The organism is Protofrankia sp. CiP1_Cm_nod1, from assembly GCF_920888515.1.
Lineage (GTDB): Bacteria > Actinomycetota > Actinomycetes > Frankiales > Frankiaceae > Protofrankia.
Map to the genome: position 1 here is coordinate 1 of NZ_CAKKTM010000053.1, position 5,416 is coordinate 5,416.

The 5,416-nt window shown below is 69.7% G+C and carries 4 protein-coding genes; 2 read left to right on the top strand and 2 right to left on the bottom strand.

What is annotated here, in order from left to right; genetic code table 11:
* The coding region (locus NBX02_RS03335) for an ATP-binding protein (RefSeq protein ID WP_250289951.1) at nt 1-2,483 on the top strand (2,483 nt) is incomplete at its 5' end.
* 338 nt (nt 2,484-2,821) lie between these two features.
* A complete protein-coding gene (locus NBX02_RS03340) occupies nt 2,822-3,505 on the top strand; it encodes a response regulator (RefSeq protein WP_250284604.1) in 684 nt (227 codons plus the stop codon).
* 397 nt (nt 3,506-3,902) lie between these two features.
* Here the strand turns inward: NBX02_RS03340 and NBX02_RS03345 are convergent, their stop codons facing one another.
* Entirely contained in the window at nt 3,903-4,586 is a 684-nt protein-coding gene (locus tag NBX02_RS03345) for a YceI family protein (RefSeq protein WP_250289953.1), read from the bottom strand.
* Nucleotides 4,587-5,120: 534 nt separating this feature from the next.
* Nucleotides 5,121-5,416, bottom strand: a 296-nt coding sequence (locus NBX02_RS03350) for a DUF305 domain-containing protein (protein WP_250284608.1), incomplete at its 5' end; no start/stop codon positions are given.

Sequence of the window (5,416 nt, forward strand, 5' to 3'; positions counted from 1 at the left end):
ACACCGTGAACACCATGGTCGACCAGCTCTCCTCGTTCGCGGACGAGGTCACCCGGGTGGCCAAGGAGGTCGGCACCGAGGGCAAGCTCGGCGGCCAGGCGACGGTCGACGGGGTGGCCGGTACCTGGAAGGCCCTCACCGACAACGTCAACCAGCTCGCGTCCACGCTGACCACCCAGCTCCGGGCGATCGCCGAGGTGTCGACCGCGGTCACCCGCGGTGACCTCACCCGTTCGATCACGGTGGAGGCCGAGGGCGAGGTCGCCGAGCTCAAGGACAACATCAACCAGATGATCGCCAACCTGCGGGAGACCACTGAGAAGAACGCCCAGCAGGACTGGCTGAAGTCGAACATCGCCTGGATCGGCGGCAAGATGCAGGGCCAGCGCGACCTGTACGCGGTCTGCCAGATGATCATCAGTGAGATGACGCCGGCGGTCGGCGCCCAGCTCGGCACGGTCTACCTGCTCGACTTCATCGAGGGCGACAAGCTGCGGCACGTCGCCGGCTACGGCTCGGCGCCCCGCAAGCGCTCCGACGGCACCTTCCTCTTCGGGGAGGGCCTCATCGGCCAGGCCGCGGTGGAGAAGAAGCGCATCCGGGTGGAGCAGGTGCCCGCCGGCTACCTCTACATCCGCAGCGGCCTCGGGGAGGCCCCACCGAGCGACCTGGTCGTCGTGCCGGTCCTCTTCGAGGAGCAGGTGCTCGGGGTCATCGAGCTCGCGTCCTTCACCCAGTTCTCCGAACTGCACCTGCACCTGGTCGACCAGCTCGTCGACACGATCGGCGTCGTCCTGAACACGATCATGGCGAACGCGCGGACGGAGGAGCTGCTCGCCCAGTCGCAGCGGCTCACCCAGGAGCTGCGCTCGCAGTCGGTGGAGCTCCAGCGCACCAACAACGAGCTGGAGGAGAAGGCCGCGCTGCTGGAGGAGAAGAACCGGGAAATCGAAATGGCCCGCATCGGGCTGGAGGAGAAGGCCGAGCAGCTCGCCCTGTCGTCGCAGTACAAGACCGAGTTCCTGGCGAACATGAGCCACGAGCTGCGCACACCGCTCAACAGCCTGCTGCTGCTGGCGAAGCTGCTCGCCGACAACCCGGAGGCCAACCTCAGCGCCAAGCAGATCGATTTCGCCGAGACGATCCACTCGGCCGGTTCCGAACTGCTCGAGCTCATCAACGACATTCTCGACCTGTCGAAGGTCGAGGCCGGCAAGATGGACGTCGAGGCCGCCACCGTCCGCACCACGACCCTCTGCGACGCGGTCGCGCAGATATTCGGCCCGCTCGCCGAGGAGCGGGGGCTGTCATTCGAGGTGACGGTCGCCAACGACGTCCCGGCGGAATTCGTCACCGACGAGCAGCGCATTCAGCAGGTGCTGAAGAACCTGCTGTCCAACGCGGTGAAGTTCACCGATTCCGGTGAGGTGCGGCTGGATGTCACCGTCGCGTCCGACGAGATCGAGTTCACCGCGCCGAGCCTGTCCGCCGCGCCGGTGGTGCTGGCGTTCAGCGTGTCCGACACCGGTATCGGGGTGGCGTCCGACAAGCTCCGCATGATTTTCGAGGCCTTCCAGCAGGCGGACGGGACGACGTCGCGCCGCTACGGCGGGACCGGGCTCGGCCTGTCGATCAGCAAGGAGCTCGTGCGGCTGCTCGGCGGGGCCATCGGGGTCGCCAGCGCTGTGGGCCAGGGCAGCACCTTCACCCTGTACGTACCGTCGGTGATGCCCTCGGAGGTCCTGCCCTCCACCACCCCCGGGGACAACGAGGGAATCATCATGCTGTCCGGGGAGCCCCGCGCGGCGGCGTCGCACCGGCTGGCCGGGATGCAGGGCAGGCAGGCGCTGGAGGAATCCCGGCTGGCGGGGGGGCCGGCCACCATGGCCTGGCCGGGCCGGGCGGGACCGGGCAAGGACGGACCGGTCAGGAACGGGTCGGCCACGGAGGAGCCGGGCGCGGTGTCGGTGCCGGTGCCGGCAGCACGACGTTCGTCACGTTCGGTTCCGGGCGCGACGGGGCCGATGGCGACCGGCACCTCCTTCCTCACCGAAGCGCCCGAGGAGTTCGCCCGCCGCGAGCCCGTCAGCGGGCTGGACGAGACCGACCCGCTGGTCGGCACGACCGTGCTCGTCGTCGACGACGACGTCCGCAACGTGTTCGCCCTCACCAGCGCGCTGGAGATGCACGGCATGCGGGTGCTGTACGCGGACAACGGCCACGACGCGATCCGGCTGCTCCAGCAGGAGGGCTCGATGATCGATCTGGTGCTGATGGACGTGATGCTGCCGGGCCTGGACGGGAACGAGACCACGTCGACGATCCGGCAGATGCCCGCCTTCGCCGCCCTGCCGATCGTGGTGCTGACCGCGAACGCGATGCCGGGCGACCGGGAGAAGAGCTTCGAGGCGGGCGCGACCGACTACATCACCAAACCGGTCGACCTGAGGCATCTGCTCAGTGCCATGCGGTCGCATCTGTAGGCGGCCGCGTCCGGAGCAGGTGTGGAACGGAAGCCTCGAAGTTCGCGCCGATGCCCGCTTGTATCGCCTGCCCGCCGACGCGGGGCCCGCGGGTACGGCGCGGGTACAGCCCGCGGGTACGGTGGGCGCCGCGGCTACCGGCGCCCGGCCCGGCCCGGGTAGCCCGGGCCGGGCGCCTGGATCGGATGTTTTGTCAGGGATACTTCCTGGGAACGGAACGTGAGTATTGCGGAAGGCGTGTGGTCGCGGATGCCTGGCCGCTTGAGAGGGCTTGTACGGTTGGGTTTTGGCGCATGTCCCCAATGCTGGCAATGCGCCGTGGGCGAGGAGGCGGGCAGGTGACCGAGCGCAAGGGCGGCCTCGTGGGCGCTGGGGACGCTGTGGGCGCTGTGGACGCCGAGGACGCGCACGGTACGGAGCGTCCGCGCAGCAAGATCCTTCTGGTGGACGACCGGCCCGACAACCTGATGGCTCTCGAGGCGATCCTGGCCTCCCTCGACCAGGACCTGGTCACCGCGTCGTCCGGGGAGGACGCCCTCAAACGCCTCCTGGTGGACGATTTCGCCGTGATCCTCCTGGATGTGCAGATGCCGGGCATGGACGGTTTCGAAACCGCGCACCGCATCAAACAGCGCGGCCGGACGCGGGACACCCCGATCATCTTTCTCACCGCGATCGACCGGGAGCCCCATCACGCGTTCCGCGGGTATGCCGTCGGCGCGGTCGACTACATCGCCAAACCGTTCGACCCGTGGCTGCTGCGCGCAAAGGTCACGGTATTCGTCGAGCTGTTCGAGAAGAATGAGCGGGTCGCCGAGCTCGCCCGGGCGAGGGTCCGCGACTTCGACCTGATGACCGAGATCGCCGAACGGCTGTCCGCGCTCGAGGTCCTGCTGGAGGGCACCTCCCCGAGCGTCCCCGAGGAGACCATCGCCGCCGCGGCGGCCGAGGTCCGCGGCCTGGTCACGCGGCTGCGGCCGTTCTCCCGGGCGGGCGGCGGCCCGCCGGCCACGGCATCCTGACCGCGGGTGTTCCGGGGCCGGGTGTTCCGGTTCCTGGCCGGGGGTCGCGGGGGCGCGGCCTGGCCGCGGGGAAGCGCTGCCCGCGGTCGTCCGCGCAGGGCGTGAGCTGGGGGAGTCTGCCGCTCGGTTCGCTTTTCGATCCGGGCGGGCCCGGTGAGTGTACCGAACGACAAACCCACAGCGATCTTTTCCGTTGGCCGTCGACCATGCGGTCACGCATGGTCGTATGACTGGCGCTCCGGGAGCCGCAGAGCGGGCCGATCCTGGAACCTGCCGACGCCGGGAGCCCGGCGGGGCCCGGAGATCCACCGAAGGCCTCAGGGCCCGCCGAAGGCCTCACCTCAGAGCCTGCCGAAGTCCTCAGGGCCCGCCGAAGGCTCAGGGACCTGACGAGGGCTCAGGACCTGGCGAAGTCGAGCAGCACCTCGATGATCCCGTTGTTCTCGACCCGGATCCCGCCGGCGTTCGGCGGCTCGACGCCGTAGTCACTGAAAGTGACGGGGATCTGCCCGCTGACCCGGATCTGCCCGCCGGTGAGCTGGGTGTCCAGCGGGACGGTGACGGTCCTGGTGACGCCGTGCACGGTCAGCTCGCCTGTTGCCTGGTAGGTCTTCCGCTCGCCCTCGGCGGGCACCGATCCGAGGTCGATCGGCTGGGTCAGCCTGAAGCCGGCCGTGGGGAACCGGGACGTTTCCATGATCCGGCCGCGGAACTGGCTGTCGCGCGGCGACTGGTCGCTGGTGATGGTGGCCACGTCCACGCTGAAGTCGGCGGACGGCACGGAGGTGCCGCTGACGACCAGCTTCCCGGTGACGGACGAGGTCCGGCCGACCGCGGTGGTGTCCTGCCCGAACAGGACCTCCTTGACGCGGTATCCGGCCTGCGAGCCGGCGGCCACCGTCCACGTCCCGTCGGCGGTGGTGTAGGCGGCCGTGGCGCCGGCGGCCGGGCCGGTCGCGGTGCCGCCGGGCGCCGGCGCGCTGTCCAGCGACAACTTGGCCGGCGGATCACCCTCGATGAAGTTGATGTAGACGAACGGCCCGCCGGCCACGAGGGCGGCCAGGGCCACCACGCCGATCACCAGACCCTTCACCCAGCGTGGCCGTTTCTTTTTCGTCGGGCCTGACGGGCCTGACGGGCCCCATGGACTCGGTGGACTCGGCGGTCCTGCCTGCTCCGGTGGGCCCGGCCGGCTCGGCGGTTGCGATGAGTCGGCCGGACGGGACGCATCGGCTATCATTGATCACTCCTCGGTGGTTGCGTGGCCGGCTTGTAGTCCGTGCTTGTAGTCCGTGCTTGTGCTCCGTGGCTGCTGATAGCCCTGTGGTGGATTGTGGCCGGTTTGTGACGTCTGGCACGAGGCGTCCACGTGCGCTACCGGTCGCATGGGTCGGATGTTGCACGAGCAACATAAAAAAATCATGAATATGATTCGGCTCGGCATGCTGTCAGCCTGGCGACACGGACCTGTCGGCCCGGCCCCGAATCCCGTTGGCAGCTGCCCACCACCGTCACCGCGATGTGCCCTCCCGCGGGCCGGCACCACCGGAGGGCTCCACCAGGGGACTCCGCCGGACGGCCGGGTGGCGCCGGCCCGGTCGTCCGGCGGGCGAGGTCAGGCCGGGGGAGAGCCGAGCGCGCGCAGGTCGGCCTGCATCTGGTCGATCTCGACGGCCTGGTTGATGACCATCACCCGGGCCAGCGCCCGGACGTCCGTCTCCCGCGCGTGGGCCGCCGCGTGCTGAGCCATCGTGATCCCACCCCGGTGATGGCGGATCATGAGCGTGAGGAAGAGGACGTCCAGCTCCCGGCCCCGCGCCGTGGACAGCTGGGCCAGTTCGGCGTCGGTGGCCATCCCCGGCATCCGCGACGAGCCACCGGGAGCCGTGCCGGACGGGGCGGCTGTGCCGG